The 18,002-nt window shown below is 40.3% G+C and carries 16 protein-coding genes; 5 read left to right on the top strand and 11 right to left on the bottom strand.

Translation table 11 applies throughout. The features are described from left to right. The first annotated feature begins 30 nt into the window (after nt 1-30). Nucleotides 31-1,308 carry a protein kinase gene (locus CWC30_RS04855; protein ID WP_138626570.1) on the top strand — a complete coding sequence of 426 codons (1,278 nt, stop codon included), beginning with the start codon at nt 31-33 and terminating at the stop codon, nt 1,306-1,308. A gap of 46 nt (nt 1,309-1,354) precedes the next feature. Here CWC30_RS04855 and CWC30_RS04850 read toward each other — a convergent pair whose 3' ends face one another. The 6 genes from CWC30_RS04850 to glk form a co-directional block, all read right to left on the bottom strand. Further along, a complete protein-coding gene (locus CWC30_RS04850; protein WP_076921020.1) occupies nt 1,355-2,479 on the bottom strand; it encodes a sterol desaturase family protein in 1,125 nt (374 codons plus the stop codon). A gap of 133 nt (nt 2,480-2,612) precedes the next feature. Then, the gene (gene gap, locus CWC30_RS04845) at nt 2,613-3,617 is read right to left on the bottom strand and encodes a type I glyceraldehyde-3-phosphate dehydrogenase (protein ID WP_076921018.1); all 1,005 of its coding nucleotides are present in this window, start codon (nt 3,615-3,617) and stop codon (nt 2,613-2,615) included. Continuing rightward, nucleotides 3,614-4,246, bottom strand: coding sequence for a bifunctional 4-hydroxy-2-oxoglutarate aldolase/2-dehydro-3-deoxy-phosphogluconate aldolase (eda, locus tag CWC30_RS04840; RefSeq protein WP_013464823.1), 633 nt, complete (start codon nt 4,244-4,246; stop codon nt 3,614-3,616). The genes gap and eda overlap by 4 nt, the downstream gene beginning before the upstream one ends. A gap of 33 nt (nt 4,247-4,279) precedes the next feature. Further along, on the bottom strand, nt 4,280-6,130 hold the full coding sequence (gene edd / locus CWC30_RS04835) for a phosphogluconate dehydratase (RefSeq protein WP_138626607.1): 1,851 nt from the start codon (nt 6,128-6,130) through the stop codon (nt 4,280-4,282). 335 nt (nt 6,131-6,465) lie between these two features. Then, nucleotides 6,466-7,479 carry a LacI family DNA-binding transcriptional regulator gene (locus tag CWC30_RS04830; RefSeq protein ID WP_069439485.1) on the bottom strand — a complete coding sequence of 338 codons (1,014 nt, stop codon included), beginning with the start codon at nt 7,477-7,479 and terminating at the stop codon, nt 6,466-6,468. Nucleotides 7,480-7,508: 29 nt separating this feature from the next. Beyond that, nucleotides 7,509-8,507: a glucokinase gene (gene glk, locus CWC30_RS04825; protein WP_138626569.1), complete on the bottom strand. Its 999-nt coding sequence runs from the start codon at nt 8,505-8,507 to the stop codon at nt 7,509-7,511. 290 nt (nt 8,508-8,797) lie between these two features. Here glk and CWC30_RS04820 point away from each other — a divergent pair, with 290 nt between their 5' ends. Both CWC30_RS04820 and CWC30_RS04815 read left to right on the top strand, forming a co-directional pair. After that, a complete protein-coding gene (locus CWC30_RS04820; protein ID WP_138626568.1) occupies nt 8,798-9,814 on the top strand; it encodes a LacI family DNA-binding transcriptional regulator in 1,017 nt (338 codons plus the stop codon). Between the two features lie 277 nt (nt 9,815-10,091). Next, complete coding sequence (locus tag CWC30_RS04815) at nt 10,092-10,724, top strand: trimeric intracellular cation channel family protein (protein WP_036982642.1); 633 nt, start codon at nt 10,092-10,094, stop codon at nt 10,722-10,724. Between the two features lie 9 nt (nt 10,725-10,733). On the opposite strand, the gene CWC30_RS04810 is transcribed toward CWC30_RS04815, so the two are convergent. The 5 genes from CWC30_RS04810 to CWC30_RS04785 form a co-directional block, all read right to left on the bottom strand. Continuing rightward, entirely contained in the window at nt 10,734-10,946 is a 213-nt protein-coding gene (locus CWC30_RS04810) for a DUF3955 domain-containing protein (protein WP_283956806.1), read from the bottom strand. A 546-nt stretch (nt 10,947-11,492) separates the two neighbouring features. Next, the gene (locus tag CWC30_RS04800; protein ID WP_138626566.1) at nt 11,493-11,867 is read right to left on the bottom strand and encodes a hypothetical protein; all 375 of its coding nucleotides are present in this window, start codon (nt 11,865-11,867) and stop codon (nt 11,493-11,495) included. A 173-nt stretch (nt 11,868-12,040) separates the two neighbouring features. Continuing rightward, nucleotides 12,041-13,249 carry an ABC transporter permease gene (locus CWC30_RS04795; protein ID WP_036982632.1) on the bottom strand — a complete coding sequence of 403 codons (1,209 nt, stop codon included), beginning with the start codon at nt 13,247-13,249 and terminating at the stop codon, nt 12,041-12,043. Beyond that, nucleotides 13,242-14,030 (bottom strand): ABC transporter ATP-binding protein, encoded by a 789-nt coding sequence (locus CWC30_RS04790; RefSeq protein WP_036982630.1) that lies wholly within the window; start codon nt 14,028-14,030, stop codon nt 13,242-13,244. The genes CWC30_RS04795 and CWC30_RS04790 overlap by 8 nt, the downstream gene beginning before the upstream one ends. Further along, the gene (locus CWC30_RS04785) at nt 14,027-14,839 is read right to left on the bottom strand and encodes a DUF3025 domain-containing protein (RefSeq protein WP_138626565.1); all 813 of its coding nucleotides are present in this window, start codon (nt 14,837-14,839) and stop codon (nt 14,027-14,029) included. The genes CWC30_RS04790 and CWC30_RS04785 overlap by 4 nt, the downstream gene beginning before the upstream one ends. Nucleotides 14,840-14,946: 107 nt before the next feature. On the opposite strand from CWC30_RS04785, the gene CWC30_RS04780 reads away from it, so the two are divergent. Both CWC30_RS04780 and CWC30_RS04775 read left to right on the top strand, forming a co-directional pair. Next, on the top strand, nt 14,947-16,575 hold the full coding sequence (locus CWC30_RS04780; protein ID WP_138626564.1) for a M28 family metallopeptidase: 1,629 nt from the start codon (nt 14,947-14,949) through the stop codon (nt 16,573-16,575). A gap of 84 nt (nt 16,576-16,659) precedes the next feature. Then, a complete protein-coding gene (locus tag CWC30_RS04775) occupies nt 16,660-17,829 on the top strand; it encodes a putative manganese transporter (RefSeq protein ID WP_138626563.1) in 1,170 nt (389 codons plus the stop codon). The last annotated feature ends 173 nt before the right edge of the window (nt 17,830-18,002 follow it).

Below are 18,002 nucleotides of genomic sequence, written 5' to 3'. Positions count from 1 at the left end.
TTTTGTTGATTTTAAAATGGATTATTAATTTTGAATACCCTTTCACAACTTCGCAGCGGCCAATTACTTGGTGCTAAACACCTACAATTAGTTGAAGCGCTAAGCGACTTTCCAGAGGAAATTTTTACCCTCGCGGATACCCTCGAAGTCTTGGATTTATCTAATAACAATTTATCTGATTTACCTGATGAATTTGCCTGCTTAACAAAATTAAAACGACTGTTTTTATCGTTTAATCAGTTTAAACATATACCTAAAATACTTGCTAAGTGCCCTGCTTTGATCATTGTTGCATTTAAAGGTAATCACATCACTGAATTTGCAGATCACTGCCTACCTAAAGCGATTGAATGGCTTATTCTTACAGATAATAAAATAGCTAAGCTGCCTGCAACATTTGGCCAATACACTGCGCTTAAAAAGCTGGCATTGGCAGGTAATCAGCTCAGTGAGCTACCAATAAGCATGGCAAACTGCCATAACCTGGAACTAATTAGGCTCTCTGCAAATCAGTTAACTCAAATTGATAATTGGCTATTTGAACTACCAAAGCTGACTTGGCTTGCATTTGCAGGTAATTGCTTTAATAAATCACAGTGCCTTACCCAATCAAATTTAACCAATAAACCACTGAGTGACTACTCGCTCAGTAAAGTAATAGGCCAAGGCGCATCAGGGATTATCCATCTTGCTTATTCAACGAATAAAGAGCCGGTTGCTGTTAAGTTATTTAAAGGGACTATTACAAGCGATGGTTATCCGCTGGATGAAGTTAATTGCTGCTTGCAAGCGCTTGAGCATCCAAACTTAATTAAAGTACTGGCTTACATTGAACAACAGCAACAGCTTGGTTTAGTGATGGAGTTAATTGATTCAAGCTTTACAAATCTTGGTTTACCGCCGAGCCTTAATACCTGTACTCGAGATACATTTGAAAGCGATTGCCACTACTCTACCCAAGTAATTTATGCCATAGCGCAGCAAATGGTTAGCACTGTGGCCCACTTGCACCAGCACAATATAAGCCATGGTGATATATATGCGCACAATACCATGGTTGATCCGCACGCGCGTGTGCTGTTTGGGGACTTTGGCGCGGCCACTGATCTTACTATGCTCAGTGACTATCAACGTCAACAAATGCAGTTAATAGAAGTGCGTGCTTTGGGGTGTTTAATCGAGGATTTACTCACAACCTGCCAAGAGCAAAGCGCTGAAGTCATGCACTTAAAACATATTGCGCAGCAATGCATGAGCGAAAATATCGCACAGCGGCCAACACTTAGCGCATTAGCTGACTTTTTATAGTGGTTATGCGGCCATTAATATTATGGCCGCAAGCTAAAATTGAACACTATTTTTGTTTTTTAAACGGGTAAATTTGTTGCTTTAGCATACCTACAGGCATGTAATCACCCACAACCCCATATTCTTTAGGCCACTCTGCTTGCCCTTTTACTGCAGTACCAAACAAGTAATCTAAAAACGAAAAATGGGCTGCATAATTTCGATCAATGGCGGCTTTGTCGGATGCGTGATGCCAATGATGAAACTGCGGTGTAACCATAAAATACTTTAACCACCCAAATTTTACATTTACGTTAGCGTGATTAAATACCGCTTGAAAGCCTACAATAATCACGTACAAACTAATAATTTGCTGTGAAAAACCCAGCACAAATATAGGCGTTAACACTAAACTACGGGTAACCAGTATTTCTAAAATATGCTGACGAGAGCCTGCGAGCCAATCCATTTCTTTGGCACTGTGGTGCACACCATGAAATCGCCATAAAAAGGGGACTTCGTGATACGCACGATGTGTCCAATACTGCATTAAATCAGCCACCAAAATAATTAAAAATAGCTGCAGTACAAACGGCATTTGCGCTATGTAACCTTGTAATGTGCTCGACACCGCCCAACCAAAACCATAATGCACAAAATGATTAGTAACAAGTAATACAAAGCCCACTATTAGATGATTGACAAAGAAATGGTTTAAATCCCCGCGCCATTCACTACGCAGTATTTTTTGCTCTTTTCGATGCGGAAGCAGTTTTTCAATTAAAATAAAAATTAAGGTTGAGCCTAATAAGTCTAATATAAACCAATCTAAGCCAATATATGGGGTGTTATCGGCAAAGTCATTCACTTCAACATTCGGGCCGCCAAAGCCAATTGCTAGTACAATAAAAAACCACGCAGTCGCCCCCAAGCGCTTATTGGTATTTCGTACAAAATTAAGTAAACCCAGGCTTCCTGAAATAATAAGGGCAACAAACATAAGTTGACGTAAAAACTCGACGCTATAACTTTTACGCAATTCTGGAGTCGTTAAATATTCAGGGAAGTGGAATGCAAGCACTCCCAAGCAACTTAATATCGCCAAAAAGCAAGCAATATAACCGCTGATATTACCCTCACCAATTTGCAACTGACTGGTGCGAAATATTTTTTTAGTGGCGTGTTTTAGCATTATTTTCCTTAATATAATATGCAGTCCCTATTCTAGTGCGCATATTCTAGCAAATTTTGGGCTAACTAAAACACAAAAAAGCCACGCAATGCGTGGCTTGGCTGGATAAAGCTAAATTAACTACACGGAAAATTTATAAATAGGCACCCAGCGCTTTAACTTGATCTAACATGCGGTTTGAGAAACCCCATTCGTTGTCGTACCACGCCATTACTTTAACTAATTTACCATCAGCACGTGTTTGCGTTGCATCAAAAATAGATGAAGCTGGGTTATGGTTAAAGTCGATAGAAACAAGCGGCAGCTCGTTGTACTCTAAAATACCTTTCATTGGCCCTTCTGAGGCTGCTTTAACTACTTGGTTAATTTCTTCAATGCTTGTGTCACGTTTAGCAATAAACGTTAAATCAACTAACGACACATTAATTGTAGGTACACGTACCGCCATGCCATCTAATTTACCTGCCAGCTCAGGCAGTACTAAACCAACCGCTTTTGCAGCGCCCGTTTTAGTTGGGATCATAGATTGAGTCGCACTACGCGCGCGGTATAAATCTGGGTGGTATACGTCAGATAAATTTTGATCGTTAGTGTAAGCATGAATGGTGGTCATGCTACCTTGTTCAATTCCTACTGTATCGTTAATTGCTTTGGCCACTGGTGCTAAACAGTTAGTTGTACACGACGCGTTTGAGATGATATTGCTATCGGCATTAATTACATCGCTGTTTACACCATGAACTACCGTTGCATCCATATCTGTACCAGGAGCCGATACCACTACTTTTTTCGCGCCCGCTTCAATATGCTTATTAGCTGCTTCGCGAGAAGTAAATAACCCTGTACATTCAAGTACGATATCAACGTTTAGTTCTTTCCACGGTAAATTAGCAGGGTCACGCTCTTGCGTTAGCGTGATCACATCATCGCCAATTAGCATAGTGTTATCTTTAAGTGTTACTTGCTGTGAAAAACGACCATGTACTGAGTCAAACTGAGTCAGATGAGCATTTACATTGGCTGGGGCTAAATCGTTAATAGCCACAATTTTAATTTCATTATTTTGCGCTGATTCATACAGTGCACGTAATACATTACGGCCAATTCGGCCGTAGCCATTAATTGCTACCTTAATCATTTTTGACTCCTATTAACTTCACATGCTTGGCGAGCAAGCGTTTCAATAGCTTGCCAGTCTTTATTTTCAATAAGTTGCTTATCTAACATCCACGTACCACCTACACAAATAACATTGTTAAGTGCTAAGTAATCAGGTGCGGTTGCTAAACTAATGCCACCGGTTGGACAAAAAGTAATATCAGGTAATGGGCCGCCAATAGATTTAAGCATAGCAGCACCGCCTGCAGCTTCTGCAGGAAAAAACTTTAAGAATTTGAAACCATGAGCAGCTAAGTTCATCACTTCGCTTGGGGTTGCTGCACCGGGTAAAAATGGAATAGTAGACTCTTTTGCCAGCGCTAATAACTCATCGCTAACACCTGGGCTCACCATAAAGTCAGCACCCGCTTCTACTGATGCGTTAAAGCTTGCTTTATCAACCACAGTACCTGTACCAACATAAGCTTCGGGCACTTCTGCTTTCATTAGTTTTACAGCCTCTGCTGCAATGGGTGTACGCAGTGTAATTTCAAGTGCTTTTAAGCCACCGTTATATAACGCTCTTGCAAGTGGTGCTGCATCTTCTAATTTTTCGATTACCACCACTGGCACTACCGGTGCCGATGCTAAGATTTTTTCAATACTCATTACTTGTTCCTCATTACCCAATATGGCTAATTATTATTCAAGTCCAAAAGCACTTGCACCTAAATCGGCACTGCTTACTATGTTTCTAAATCCAGTAAATAATTCACGACCTGTACCAAACGTTTGGCTTGCTTGGCTAATTTGCGGCTCTCGTTTAGCAAGCTCTTCATCGCTAACATGCAGTTTTAAAATACCATTTGGCGCATCTAGAGTAACAATATCGCCTTCATGAATTTTAGCAATAATCCCACCTTCAACCGCTTCAGGTGCTAAATGGATTGCCGCTGGTACTTTGCCTGATGCGCCCGACATACGACCGTCGGTAACAATAGCCACTTTATAGCCCTGATCTTGTAATGTTGCCATTACCGGTGTGAGCTTATGAAGCTCAGGCATGCCTTTGGCTTTTGGCCCTTGCTCTTTAAGTACAGCAATAAAATCTTGGTTAAGTTCGCCACGGCTGTAGGCATCTTGTAACTCACCTTGTGAGCTAAATACTTTAGCCGGTGCCGACACCACTTGATGAGACTCTGCAACCGCAGAGACTTTAATAACCGCTTTACCTAAGTTACCCGTTAGTAGCTGTAAACCACCTTGCTTACTAAATGGGTTACTTACTGGGCGAAGTACTTCTTCATCATGTGAGTTTTCTGGACACGCTACCCACTTAACTTTGCTTGGGCCGTTCGCATCACTCATAATTAGGTTATCGTCTTTATCGAGTAGTGGCTCACACATGTAAGGTGCAAGGCCTTCGCCTAAAATAGTGGTTACGTCTGTATGAAGGTAACCAGCACCTGCTAATTCACGCATTAAGAAGCCCATTCCACCGGCTGCTTGAAAGTGATTAACATCTGCAGAGCCATTAGGGTAAATACGCGTCAGTAATGGAACAACCGCTGATAAATCGGACATGTCTTTCCATGTAACTTGAATACCGGCCGCTTTAGCAATCGCCACAATATGGATTGCATGATTGGTTGAGCCACCTGTTGATAACAAGCCAACTAAGCCGTTAATAATGGTTTTTTCGCTGATCACATCCGCTAAACACGGGCCATCTTTGTTTTCAGTAAGCTGCTTAAGCATGGTTTCAACCGCATTACCGGTTAAGCCATCACGCAGTTCTGTGTATGGGTTTATAAACGAGCTACCTGGAAGGTGTAAGCCCATAATTTCCATTAGCATTTGGTTTGAATTTGCAGTGCCATAAAATGTACAAGTACCGGCGCTATGGTAAGAAGCGCTTTCAGCTTCTAGTAGCTCTTCACGAGATACCAGTCCTTGCGCAAACTTCTGACGAACACGTGCTTTGTCTTTGTTTGGAATTCCTGACTGCATTGGCCCTGCCGGTAAAAAGTACACAGGTAGGTGGCCAAATGATAAAGCACCAATTAATAGACCTGGGACGATTTTGTCACATACTCCTAAACAAAACACACCATCAAACACGTCATGTGATAACGAAACCGCAGTAGACATAGCAATAACGTCACGAGAAAAAAGCGATAGCTCCATGCCGTCACGCCCTTGGGTCACACCATCACACATTGCAGGTACGCCGCCAGCAACTTGCGCGGTGGCGTCAAATTTAGTGGCAATGCTTTTAATTAAATCGGGGTATTCTTTGTAAGGCACATGCGCAGATAACATGTCGTTATATGAATTGATAATTGCAAGGTTTGGCACCTCGTCTGCTTTTAAACGCGCTTTGTCATCGCTGCTACACGCAGCCATTACATGAGCAATATTGCCACAGCCTAATCCAGCACGAACTCTTGTTTGTTTTTTTGCGTGCGAAATACGCTCTAAATAGGCTTGACGGGTTTGTTTACTGCGCTCAATAACGCGTTCTGTGACTTCTTGAATTCGAGGGTGCAACATAATTTTACTCATCTCTATTCGTTAGAGGATAAAGGCTCAGTAACAACTATAGACTCCACGAAAATAACTGTACTGAGCATCTTTGACTTACCCGTTCAAAGGTACGCTACCAGGGAGCCTCTCACAACAACCCTGACACCGGTGTCAGTCATTAACGCATGACACTGACACCGGTGTCAACCCTTAGTGATAAAAATAGTTCTTTTTTTTAACATAACAATAAATAAACGTGAATTTTTAATGAAATATCAGTGGAAAATAATGAAGATTAAAATGCAGATAAAAAAAGCCCGAGTAAGCGTCACTCATACTCGGGCTACTGTGAAAAAGCGGTGTTATTTTACGGCTGCGGTAGACTCACGCGTGATTAATTTTGCTTCTAAAATCACTTTATAAGGCGACTCTTGCGGCTCAATAATGTGGGTAATTAATTGGGTAACCGCTTGTTTAGTCATTTCTTCTACAGGTTGAGCAATGGTCGTTAGGCCTGGCCATATATGGCGCGCTATGGGCGCATTATCAAAGCCTGCAATAGAAATATCGTCTGGAACGCGTAAGTTGCGCTGAGTGGCTAATTTAAGTACAGCGGCTGCCATGTAATCATTCGATGCAAATACAGCAGTAGGACGTGGAGATAAATCTAAAATACTACGGGCACTGTCTACCCCTGAATGGTAACTAAAGTTACCTTCTTCAACTAAGCGTTCGTTAAATTCAATACCATGGCTTGCCAGTGCGCGTCTGTAGCCTTTAAAACGCTGCTGTGTAGCACTGTGATCTGGGTGACCTTTAATAAACGCGATAGAGGTATGCCCTAGGTTTATTAAATGTTCGGTAATCTCAAATGCGCCCTGCTCGTCATTACTGGTAACAGAAATAGAGTCATCTTCTAAAATAGCAGAAGCCACTCGAGCATAAGGAATTTTTTTCGACTTTAAAAAATCAACCAGTTCTGAAAAGTCACAAAATGGTGGCGTAAGTACTAAACCATCGAGGCGTGATGACTGTAATAGCTGCTCTATGTTATTAATAAGTGCCTCACCTCTGAGCTCACAAGGGTGAATCAACAAGTTATAGTTGTTTTCTTGGCATGCAGCCAATGCGCCTGTTTGCACACGGGTGATATAACTTTTACTTGGATTGTCGTATAAGCAACCAATAATAAAACTACGGTTTTGTGCAAGTCCTCGAGCAATCGGGTTTGGGGTGTAATCTAGTTCTTTAAATACCGCTAACACTTTTTCGCGTGTAGCTGCACTGACATTAGGCTCATTGTTGAGTACTCGCGATACGGTTTTTTTAGAAACACCTGCATGACTGGCAACGCTGTTTATAGTGACTTTTTTCATCTATTTATTTCCAAATGTATGCAACGTAATTAAACCTGTTGACTCGTATGCAAACACGCGGCAGCACCAATTAAAGGAATGTTGTCTTGTGTTACTAATGTGACCGGTATTTGACCTGTGTAATGCGACATAATGCCTTTTTGCGAAAAGCGCTCAATAAAGCGACTTTCTAGTAAACGAGCCTGCATGCGTGGTAAAATTCCACCGCCAATATAAAGGCCGCCTAAGGCGCCGTAGGCCAACGCTAAGTCGCCAGCAACACTGCCAATCCAATCACAAAATTGATTAAGGGTTGCTTCACACACTTCACATTCACCGCTGTTGGCTAAGCTACTAATTTGTGCAGCGTCTAAATTCTTTGCGGCGACCCCTTTAACCGCAGCCATTGCTTTGTACAAATGAGCAATGCCAGGACCCGAAAATACCGTTTCTACCGATACATGTGGGTGATCTTTTTTGAGTTCTTGAATAAGTTGAGCGTCGAGTTGATTAACGGCTGCTAAGGAAATATGCCCGCCTTCTGAACTCATCACCGCGCATGAATGTGCGGTTCTAACTAAGCACGCTGCACCAAAACCAGTGCCTGGACCCATTACACCTATATTGGCAGACTCATCCGCTTGACCAGGTTTAACAGTGACATTTTGTGAAGGGTCTAAATACGGTGCTGCGTAGGCAAAAGCAGCAAAGTCATTTATAACGCTTAATTGAGTAAGATCAAAGTGGTGTTTAAAATCATTAACGCTAAAGTGCCAACCTAAATTAGTTAAGTGAACTTGGCCTGCATTAATTGGGCCTGCCACTGCTAAGCACGCACGTTTAGGATTTATATGAGACACTGTTGATAAGTAGTACTCGGTAGCACTTTCGAGCGATCCATAGTTAGCACTTGGAAACGTAAGATTATGCTCAATGGTAAATTGATTACTTGATTCGTCGAACCCAGTGATCAACGCAAAACGAGCATTTGTGCCGCCAATATCGGCAACCAGAATAGGATCAAAGTGTGTGCTAGAGTGTAAACCCATAGTGTTATCTCTTTTGTTTAAGTAATGAGTACTTATTATTTTAATGGGGTATCATTGATACTTATTTACTTTGAGCTATCACCTCAAAGCAGCTATCACTGTAAAAAAAGCTACCTTAAATAATAAAGGTAGCTAATACGTTTTGACAACAAAATGATAAAACGCCCCTATTGTGACACCGGTGTCATGCCAAAATCAATAAAAAAATGCCTTTATTGATAAATAAGCTTGAAAAAATCCATCAATAAACGAGAATAGCCTCTTATTGTCCTCTTTAGTAAGTAATAGTGATGAAAGGTAAAGCCACCTCGTTTGATATAGCCCATTATGCTGGGGTGTCTCAATCTACAGTTTCTCGTGCTTTACGAAATAGTCCACTGGTAAATGACGAAACACGAAGACGTGTTCACGATATTGCTAAAAAACTTAATTACAAAGTAGACAAAAACGCCAGTAACCTTCGCACTCAACAAAGCAGTACCTTAGCATTATTGTTGTTTGAAGACCCTACCTCAGATGAGTCACAAATAAACCCGTTTTTTTTAGCCATGCTGGGCAGTATTACCCGTGCCTGCGCTAAAGAGGGTTACGATTTACTCGTGTCATTTCAATCGGCAAGTGCTGATTGGCAGGCAGATTATGAAGACAGTCACCGTGCAGATGGCATCATTTTATTGGGTTATGGCGACTACATTGATTTTCAGCCAAAATTTAACACCTTGCTTGAACAAAACACCAAGTTTGTTTGCTGGGGAGCAAGTGTTGATAACCGCCCTGATTTAACCATAAGTTGTGATAATTATGGCGGCGGTAAACTCGCCGCTGAGCATTTGTTGGCACATAGCCGCAAAGACTGCGCGTTTATAGGCGATGCCTCTGATCATAGCCCTGAATTTTTTGCCCGTTTCAATGGTTTTAAAGACGCATTACAACAAAATGGTATTACACTTAATGATCGTAAAATTGCTAACGCTATTTCTACTGAAGAGTCTGGCTATCATGCCACGCGTTCGTTAATTGCTAATAACATTACCTTTAATGCACTTTTTGCTGCCAGCGACCTTATTGCCATAGGCGCAATACGGGCTTTAAAAGAAGCCAATATAAACGTACCAAAAGATGTGGCCGTAATCGGCTTTGATAATATATCTATTGCCAGTTACATTAATCCGCCGCTGACAACCATAGAGCAAAATACCACTATTGCTGGGCAAATGTTAGTTGAGAACTTATTAAAATTAATTCGTGGTGAGCAATTGCAAAGCACTCTACTGCCCCCGCGTTTAATTGCACGTGGCTCTAGCTAACACTGCTTTTAAAAACTAGCAAAAAAAGGCAATAACGCCCTGTCACCCTTAAATTTATTCAGGCTTTATTGCGTTTTTACGGTCATTTGTCCTTTTTGTTTTTAACACTAAAGCAAGTGGTTTCTTTGCATTAACAGGCTATTCACACCTCGCTATAACATTAGTTTTTTTAATCTGAAAGTGGCTGTTTTTAATGTAATTTTTCACTCGTCAATACACTATTTTATCTCTACAATCGCACTTTTATTTTCATGTTAAATTTTCAAGTGATCATCTCATGCTTTTAACCATCGTTTATATTATGGGTATTACAGCAGAAGCCATGACTGGTGCTCTTAGCGCTGGACGCAGAAACATGGATTGGTTTGGTGTTATGTTAGTGGCCAGTGCTACAGCAATTGGTGGTGGCAGCGTGCGAGATATTTTATTAGGTAATTACCCACTGACTTGGGTAAAACACCCAGAATATTTAATGATCACTTGCCTAGCCGGTATTGTGACTACTTGGTTGGCAAAATGGGTGGTTAAATTTAAAGGCATATTTATGCGCCTAGATGCCCTAGGGCTTGCCGCATTTAGTATAATTGGCTGCCAAGTTGGACTAAATATGGGTTTGCACTATGGAATTTGTGTAGTTGCAGCCATAGTAACCGGTGTGTTTGGTGGATTGTTACGTGATTTAATTTGTCGACAAGCGCCATTAGTACTTCATCATGAACTTTACGCAAGCGTAGCGCTTATTGTTGCTTGTTTATACTTAGCACTGCACCACTACAATATTGATGACAATATCAGCGTGGTTGCAAGTTTAGTGGTAGGTTATTTAATTCGAATGGCATCGGTACGCTTTAAATGGCGCTTACCTACATTTAGTTTGTTAGAACCCTCTAACTTAAATAATGAGCAATAACAACAGCGGTTAATGCCCACCTCCACTAGCGCTTTTAAAGAGCCCTATTACTTTGCGGGCTAATAAACTGGCCACAAAAAATAACCCCAAAGCAAAACACAGCATACTCAAAGGCAAAAATAAGCTTTCATGCAATAAACCGTTATTATCAACGTATTGATAATAACTATTCTCTACAAGCATAAAAATAGCGCCTGTTAGTAACAAGCAAAAACCAAGCATCAATGTTTTATTAGTAAGTAAGTGCATAGTATGACCCGCGGTGACTCTTATAAAATAGTGTTTTATCTTTGTATCATCACACAGTTATTTAGAGTGACTGAACAAAGAATTAAGTTACCATTACAAACGCCTAAAATTGGAGCAATTAGCTTTTAAGCGATACGTTTAGACATATAGTAAAAATGGTCGTCATCTTTATCTATAATAAATCCCGTTCGAGCATAATGCGGGTACGCTGGGCTTATTTTAAAACGCGTAGCCTAAGTTGTATAGCACCTCGGAACACGGCTAAACGAGAACACTCATTAATTGCTGCTGCACGGCAAAGGTAAATAAAAGAATAATCCATATAATTATTAGCAAGTTATTTGCAAGCGTCAATCTAACCGCCCCTATAATTGAATACATTTCCCAATTAACGAGCAATGTAATAACGATCAGAAAAGAAATAACTCTTTGTCCATACTTGTATACTAAATCTTGCATATCAACCTTACTACCTAAATTAAAAACACCCAACAACAGCTACTTTAATATATCTTTTATTTACTTTCGAATTTCGCTCAGTGAAGTGGGTCTAAAATTTGAGTTCGTTGTATTAGGTACAACTGATACCCGCTCTGCCTTATTTATTGAGAACTTAAACAAATCTAAATCTTGTGTTTGCTGTACTACACCTGAAACAAAATACGGTATTTCTGAGTTTAAGTTTTCAGCTTTGCCTAGATTATCGTTTAATTCTGATTCTTGAAAATAAGTCGCTGCCGATAAATTTGCATCAAACGGATAAACATCCTGTTCATTAGGCACGCCATCGCCGTATTCGTCTTTATTTTGCCATGTGCCTACCTGGGTAGTTGGCTGAATAGTTTTTGCGCGTAATGGTGTTGTGTATGTTAGCGAGCAAAAAGTGCAGCTCATACTCAATAGTGAGAGATAAAAAAGCGGTATTTACAAGAATCCATCCTTGTTTGCTTAGTCCATAGTTATGATAATAAAGTTTAACTATTTAATTACATAATTCAAACTGCCTTAAATATATAGCTTCTAAAAAAGCATCACTCACGTGATGCTTTTTTATGGTCTATATTATTTTACCTAAATAGTACATCTTCACGGTTAAACCATTTCACACAAAATGCCAGTAGTGCCCCAGCGATGAATGCTGTTGCTAGGAATATCAATCCCACCAGCGTGTAATCGACGGTGCCTTTAACAATTTCTTTAATCGCTAAAGCGACGTTAGTCACCGGAATAAACGCCGTTTTCGAGCTCAGTTCCATATTAGGCATAATTGAAATAATAATCGGGAAAAACACGACCATGCTTAATGGCGTCATGTAATTTTGCGCTTCTTTAAACGAGCGTGCATAGATTGATATTGCCAGAGCTAATGCAGAAAAGGTTGCTGCTATAGGCAATAATAATACAAAAATCATCAGTAAGTCTGTGATAGCCAATGTACTAAAAGCGGCTTTAATAAATTCAAGATCAGCAAATGCCAGCGCTAAGGCTATCCAACACCCCATACTAATTACGGTTATCGTGGTTGATGCAATTGACGTGGTTAATAGAGTAATAAATTTACCCAATACTAGCTCAGTACGAGTAATAGGCGTAAGTAATAACGTTTCTAAGGTACCTCGTTCTTTTTCACCGGCCCCTAAATCAATAGCCGGATACGTTGCGCCTACCAGTACTAACGGGATAAGTAAATAAGGTAAAAACCCACCCACTTTTTCACCTAGGTTTTCGCGTTTATCGGCAGTATCTACTTTAACCACATTAACTGGCTTTAAAATAGCTTCTTGTGCGCTTTTATCTATACCAAAGCTCAATAGTTTACTTTCTTGTAAAGTATCGCTGTACTCTTTAGCAAGCTCTTTGACACGCTCAAATAAGAAGTTAATTGATTTTGAGTCATTAAATACAACTTGCCATTCGCTTTGCTGTTGCTCATTTAATGTTTGCACTGCATCGCTTGGCAGGTATATACCCATGTCGATATCGCCGGCATTAACACCTGTTTTTAGCTCCTCAACACTGTTGAAAGTTTTATCACCTTTATATAACTCAAAGCTTTTGTGATAAAACACTTTATCAGAAAATTCTGGTGCATAGTCGCCATTGATAATCACATAGGTATTTACTTTTTGTTCAGCATCAAGCGCAGCTTGCGAGGATATAAACGCAACCACAGCAAATAACAACGGAAAAACCACAATAGGAAATATCACCACGAACAATAAGGTTTTTTTATCGCGTAATAGCTCTGTTAATTCCTTTTTAAATACTTCAAACATCATGTTTCTCCGTTAATATGTTCATAAACGCTTGATTTAATTCTTCACTGTTGCCTTCCTGTTTAAATTCAGCAAGCGTGCCATCAAAACAACTAACGCCTTCATTAATTACCGCAACGCGGTCACATAAAAGCGCAACTTCATCTAAATGATGCGTAGAAAAAATAACAGGAGTACCTTGTGCTTTTAAGCCTTTAATAAAGTTGATCACCGTTTGGGTGGTCATAATATCGAGACCGGTAGTTGGCTCATCGAGAATAACAACGTCTGGGTGATGTACCACAGCACGCGCAATGTTGGCTTTTTGCTTCATGCCGGTTGATAGGTTCTCAGCGCGCTTATCAATAAATTTATGCATATCGAGTAAGGTAAATAACTCTTCACAGCGTGCCTTAATAGCCTGCTTGCTCATGCCGTGCAGTTTTGCAAAATACTCTATGTTTTCTTTTACCGTTAAACGACCATATAAACCAGTAGAGCCGGATAAAAAACCAATACACTTGCGCCCAATAAGTGGCTTTTTAATTATGTCGTTTCCTGCAATAGTAATACTGCCATCATCAGGTTTTAAAGCGGTAGAGATCATTCTTAATGTCGTGGTTTTGCCCGCACCATTAGGCCCTAACAGCCCTAAGACTTCGCCTTTTGCACAGCTAAAGCTGACATTTTTAACCGAGTGAAAATAATCTTTATCTTCACGGGGGTCTATATCATCTATTTTATTTTTTTTATGATCTTTAGTGAGCTTAAACTTCTTTTTAAGCGCGGTAACTTCTATCATTTTCGTGTCCTTCGTTTCGGTCTAAAATAGTCCGTGTTATCGTAAAATGATGGATTGTTATTCTCATCACACCAACCAGGAACACCTAATAAAGGTAAAGGTGAAAGCTGTTTGTTATCGGCTAAACAATCATCAGTTTTAATCATCTCATAAATGCGCTGATCTAGGTACTGGTATTGAGTTACTAAATCTTTACAAAATATTTCATCCGGTACATTTACAAATAAGGCTTTGCCAGTCAGTCCAATATAAGGTTTAGTCAACATTTCGTAGTTAGCATGGCCAAACATAAAAGGCGCAATGGTTTTACCCCACAGCTCTCTATGTTCGATGAAGGCTGTTTTCCATTGATGATCTCTTAACCACTCTTTCCACTGTGATTCGCTAATAGCTAAAACCACACCGCATTCGTCAAACAGGGTTAAAGCGTTACGATGTTTGCTACGCTGTTTTAATCCATGCTCGGCTATTTCGTCTACATGGCGCTGATTTATTAAGGCTTTTGTTTTTGGAAATAAACACCAAATAAAACCACCAAACAGATCATGCCAGTTTTGTTGTCGGGTGGGCACGTCCCCTGTTTCAAAAATGACTTGTTCATAATAGCGCTCAGCAAAATCAACCTTGGCATCATCAACAAAACGAATGGGGAGATTATTAGCATTGATGGCGTTTAAATACGGGGTAAAGTACGCAGGCTCAGGCCAGTCTGTTTGCTGATCTATTTTAAACAGCTGACGAAGGTGCTCAAATGCACCTCCATATAGACTCGTTACTTGAAATTGTTCTGGGGGAGTAAAACGCTTCATTGTTACCTTTACTGTACATTTTTATCAGCAACAGTTTACCGCAAAAACTGGTTCTAATTAACAGAAGTTCATATACTAACGTCACTTAGAACAAAAAAAGAGCCAATATGAAACGTTATTTTTCTTTGACCCTAATCACAACGGCAATTTTAGCCGGCTGTGCAACAACAAGTATTACATCTGATGATGTCGCTAAAGGCTACAACAGCATTCAAGCGGATGAAATTGCTAAGCATGTAAAAGTGTTAGCTTCTGATGAATTTGGTGGACGTGCTCCTTCATCTGAAGGTGAAAAGCTTACGCTTGATTACTTAACAAAAGAATTTACTGCTTTAGGCTTTAATCCGGGTAATGGCGACAGCTTTTTCCAAGAAGTGCCGCTTGTATCGTTAGAAGCAGACTCTGATATGGTGCTTAATATTGGCGGTAAAGACTACCAATACAAAAAAGACATGGTTATGGGCAGCAGCCGTATTAGTGCGCAAGAAGGAATTGAAAACTCGGAGCTTGTATTTGTGGGCTACGGTGTTAACGCACCTGAATATAACTGGAATGATTACGAAGGCCTAGATGTTAAAGGTAAAACCGTTGTTATGCTGGTAAACGATCCGGGTTTTGCAACTAAAGATCCAGCTTTATTCACCGGCGATGCAATGACCTATTACGGCCGTTGGACTTACAAATACGAAGAAGCAAGCCGTCAAGGTGCTGCAGGCGCTATTATTATTCATGAAACTGCTCCAGCGTCTTACCCTTGGTCTGTGGTTGAGAACTCATGGAGTGGCGAGCAATTTGGTTTCGTAAAAGAAAACAATAATATGGACCGTGTTGCTGTTGAAGGTTGGGTTACTGTTGATGTAGCAAAAGAGCTTTTTTCTAAAGCAGGCCTTGACTTTGAAACCGCCAAAGCAAACGCTGCCAAAGGTGCTTACCATGTTGATATGGGCGATTTAACAGCCACTGTGAATGTAAAAAACACCATCAAAAAATCGGTATCTTATAACTTTATTGCCACTCTTCCTGGTAGTAAAACACCCGATGAGCATATTATTTACTCTGCGCATTGGGATCATTTAGGAACGGATAAAAACCGTAAAGGCGATCAAATTTATAACGGCGCACACGATAATGCAACAGGTACAGCCGGTATGATAGAAGTTGCCGAAGCCTTTACCAAACTAGGTAAACGCCCTGACCGTTCAATGACCTTTTTAGCGGTAACCGCTGAAGAGCAAGGTTTATTAGGCTCGAAATATTATGCTGCGAATCCAGTTATTCCAGCTAATAAAACCGTTGCAAATATTAATATGGACAGCTTAAACCTATTAGGTAAAGTAAAAGATATTAGTGTGGTGGGTATTGGTAAATCACAAATGGATGAGCTATTAGCAACTGCGGCCAAAGAGCAAGGCAGAACGGTATCGGGCGACCCTAAACCATCTTCAGGTGGTTACTACCGTTCAGATCACTTTGCCTTTGCTAATATGGGTGTTCCTGCCATGTATGCCGGTGGCGGTACACAAGCGTTTGACGATGAAACTGCAAATTACCGTAAGCGTATGAGCTTAGTACTGCGTGGTTGTTACCACCAACCTTGTGATAGATACCGTGATGAGTGGGATTTATCAGGTGCGGTTCAAGATTTACAATTATTTTATAAAGTAGGATTTGATATTTCACAACAAACTCAGTGGCCTACGTGGAATGAAAACTCAGAGTTTCAACGTAAAAAGTAACTACTGGCCAACATACAAATGATATTGATTATCATTTAATAAAATAGTACAGTGCGATCTCATTCTTTAGTTAGGTCGTACTGTATGTTTTTAACATCCCATTTAGGAGTTATTTCGCCAGCTGCAAAACGTGTTTTTCATCAAAATAAACGCCTAATTTTACCTCTGTTAATTTTAGCCTGTTTAGCCCTGCCCAGCTTACGCGCCATAACAATTACTGCGCTCAGTGATGCTTTTTTTCAAGTCAGTGTGTTTGTTGCTGCGACCTTATTTATTTACTACTACGCGATTGATCATTTACCCCAACTAGAGCTTCGTTACCTTAATGCTAAGTCACCGGTATTAGAGGTCAGCTTTGCTGCTTTTTTAGGTATGTTACCGGGCTGTGGTGGCGCGATTATTGTGGTGACTCAATTTACAAAAGGCCAAGCAAGCTTTGGCGCAATTGTTGCCGTATTAACGGCCACTATGGGTGATGCCGCGTTTTTATTATTAGCGACTCGCCCTACCGAGGGTTTAACCATCATGGCAATAGGGTTTGTGGTTGGCTCAGTAACGGGTTTAATCGTCAACACACTTCATAAAACAGGCTACTTATGCCCAACTGATCAAAAGCACACACCACAAGTTACCCTTTTACCGACGAAAATAATTACGCTCAGTAAGCCTATTTGGTACATCGCTATTATTCCGGGGTTACTCACTGCCTTTTTACTCGCTTTTAATATTGATTTGAGCCAATTTGGACAGTACACCACAATCACTGTTACTCATTTTGGCGCATTAATGGCGTTGTTTGCCGTATTTATGTGGGCGTTATCTTCAAAAGGTGAAAGCTATAAAGAAGTAACCTCAGAAGAGGATATATGCAGTCCACCTTCACAATTCACAAAAGTACTGCAAGATACGCATTTTGTAACCGCGTGGGTGGTTGCTTCCTTTATATTATTTGAACTATTGGTGACAGTGTTTGGTCTTGATTTAAAAACATGGTTTGTAAATTATGCCTATTTAGCACCTTTAATTGCGGTATTAATTGGTTTTTTACCCGGTTGTGGGCCGCAAATCATTGTCACCACGTTATACATTCAAGGTGTGATACCGTTTAGTGCTTTAGCAGCAAACACCATTTCCAACGATGGCGATGCGCTTTTCCCAGCCATTGCAATGACACCCAAAGCGGCTATTATTGCTACAATTTATACCGCCATACCGGCATTAATGGTTGGTTATGGCCTGTATTTTCTGAGCTAAATCAGTCTAGCTTTTATTTATTAAGTTATTAAAAAACCAGCTAGTTGCTTAATGCAGATCAGTTAAGAATATTTTTATGATCACTTGACTGATCTTTCCATGGCTTCAAAATCCGATATTAGAAATAATATCGGATTTTTTTATGTCTCTCATTCAGCACTTCGATAACATGT

This window comes from Pseudoalteromonas sp. S4741 (assembly GCF_005886135.1).
Lineage (GTDB): Bacteria > Pseudomonadota > Gammaproteobacteria > Enterobacterales > Alteromonadaceae > Pseudoalteromonas > Pseudoalteromonas tetraodonis.
Note: the sequence above shows the minus strand (reverse complement) of the source record. Positions and strands in the feature narration are given on the sequence as shown.

Coding starts and splice junctions, on each gene's coding strand:
- CWC30_RS04850 (WP_076921020.1), bottom strand. CDS start 2,479: ATGCTAAAACACGCCACTAAAAAAATATTTCGCACCAGTCAGTTGCAA.
- gap (WP_076921018.1), bottom strand. CDS start 3,617: ATGATTAAGGTAGCAATTAATGGCTACGGCCGAATTGGCCGTAATGTA.
- eda (WP_013464823.1), bottom strand. CDS start 4,246: ATGAGTATTGAAAAAATCTTAGCATCGGCACCGGTAGTGCCAGTGGTG.
- edd (WP_138626607.1), bottom strand. CDS start 6,130: ATGTTGCACCCTCGAATTCAAGAAGTCACAGAACGCGTTATTGAGCGC.
- CWC30_RS04830 (WP_069439485.1), bottom strand. CDS start 7,479: ATGAAAAAAGTCACTATAAACAGCGTTGCCAGTCATGCAGGTGTTTCT.
- glk (WP_138626569.1), bottom strand. CDS start 8,507: ATGGGTTTACACTCTAGCACACACTTTGATCCTATTCTGGTTGCCGAT.
- CWC30_RS04820 (WP_138626568.1), top strand. CDS start 8,798: ATGAAAGGTAAAGCCACCTCGTTTGATATAGCCCATTATGCTGGGGTG.
- CWC30_RS04815 (WP_036982642.1), top strand. CDS start 10,092: ATGCTTTTAACCATCGTTTATATTATGGGTATTACAGCAGAAGCCATG.
- CWC30_RS04810 (WP_283956806.1), bottom strand. CDS start 10,946: ATGCTTGGTTTTTGCTTGTTACTAACAGGCGCTATTTTTATGCTTGTA.
- CWC30_RS04800 (WP_138626566.1), bottom strand. CDS start 11,867: ATGAGCTGCACTTTTTGCTCGCTAACATACACAACACCATTACGCGCA.
- CWC30_RS04795 (WP_036982632.1), bottom strand. CDS start 13,249: ATGTTTGAAGTATTTAAAAAGGAATTAACAGAGCTATTACGCGATAAA.
- CWC30_RS04790 (WP_036982630.1), bottom strand. CDS start 14,030: ATGATAGAAGTTACCGCGCTTAAAAAGAAGTTTAAGCTCACTAAAGAT.
- CWC30_RS04785 (WP_138626565.1), bottom strand. CDS start 14,839: ATGAAGCGTTTTACTCCCCCAGAACAATTTCAAGTAACGAGTCTATAT.
- CWC30_RS04780 (WP_138626564.1), top strand. CDS start 14,947: ATGAAACGTTATTTTTCTTTGACCCTAATCACAACGGCAATTTTAGCC.
- CWC30_RS04775 (WP_138626563.1), top strand. CDS start 16,660: ATGTTTTTAACATCCCATTTAGGAGTTATTTCGCCAGCTGCAAAACGT.